Raw genomic sequence first — 908 nt, 5'->3', positions numbered from 1 at the left:
ATCCATGCGATGACCTATTCTGCAATGGCTTTGGCTTCCGCGACATTCATCTTCTTTGATGTGCAGTACATTTCCAGCACCATGTTTACGCTTACTGGTCTGCTCATCATCATCTATTCGACCTCGGCAAGTCACCAACTTGCATTTACTGACAGCCTAACGCAGATTCCAAGCCGCAGAGCATTAGATTTAGATCTAAAACACATGGGCAGAAAATTCACAATTGCAATGCTCGATGTCGACCACTTCAAGAAATTTAACGACACGTACGGGCATGACATCGGCGATGATGTGCTCAAAATGGTGGCTTCAAGATTGATGAAAACACGTGGTGGTGCAAAGGTTTATCGCTTCGGCGGCGAAGAATTCACCATGGTCTTCAAGGGAAAAAACGTTGAAGATTGTCGCCAATATATAGAAGAAGCTCGTAAAGCTATCGCTGAATATGAAATGATCCTTCGTGACAAAGCCTCTCGCCCTGACGATCACAAGCAAGGCCAGCAAAACCGAGGTACCGAAGACATGCAAAGAGAATCGGTGTTCGTCACGGCGAGCTTTGGTGCTGCAGACAGTAGAAACGGAAGAGAACCTGCTGAAGTCATCAAACTGGCGGAGGCGGCATTGTATAAAGCTAAAAAAGCAGGTCGAAATTGCACCAGAGTAAATCAGAACTAATCAGATAAAGAAATACAACGACCGTACTCAAATAAGTGCGGTCGTTTTGTTTAGACAGTTCAACGGCAAGTTTCGTCAATCCTGATTAAAGAACAGAACCAAACTGCCGCCTTTCAGATCACTACCATAATTGATGGTTAAACCGATACCAATATTGTCTATCCAATCGGACTCAAACGGTGGAGTCATCAACCATCCAATACTGCCTTCATAATAATTCGTGGTATTTAGCG

Annotated in this window: 2 protein-coding genes; one reads left to right on the top strand and one right to left on the bottom strand. The window is 44.3% G+C overall.

What is annotated here, in order from left to right:
• Window positions 1-675, top strand: a 675-nt coding sequence (locus R7Q46_RS25665) for a GGDEF domain-containing protein (protein WP_318078012.1), incomplete at its 5' end; no start/stop codon positions are given.
• 75 nt (window positions 676-750) lie between these two features.
• Here the strand turns inward: R7Q46_RS25665 and R7Q46_RS25660 are convergent.
• Window positions 751-908, bottom strand: a 158-nt coding sequence (locus tag R7Q46_RS25660; protein ID WP_318078013.1) for a Solitary outer membrane autotransporter beta-barrel domain, incomplete at its 5' end; no start/stop codon positions are given.

The organism is Vibrio sp. 811, assembly GCF_033339195.1.
The sequence above is the reverse complement of the archived record's forward strand: the minus strand, read 5'-3'. Positions and strand labels throughout refer to the sequence as shown.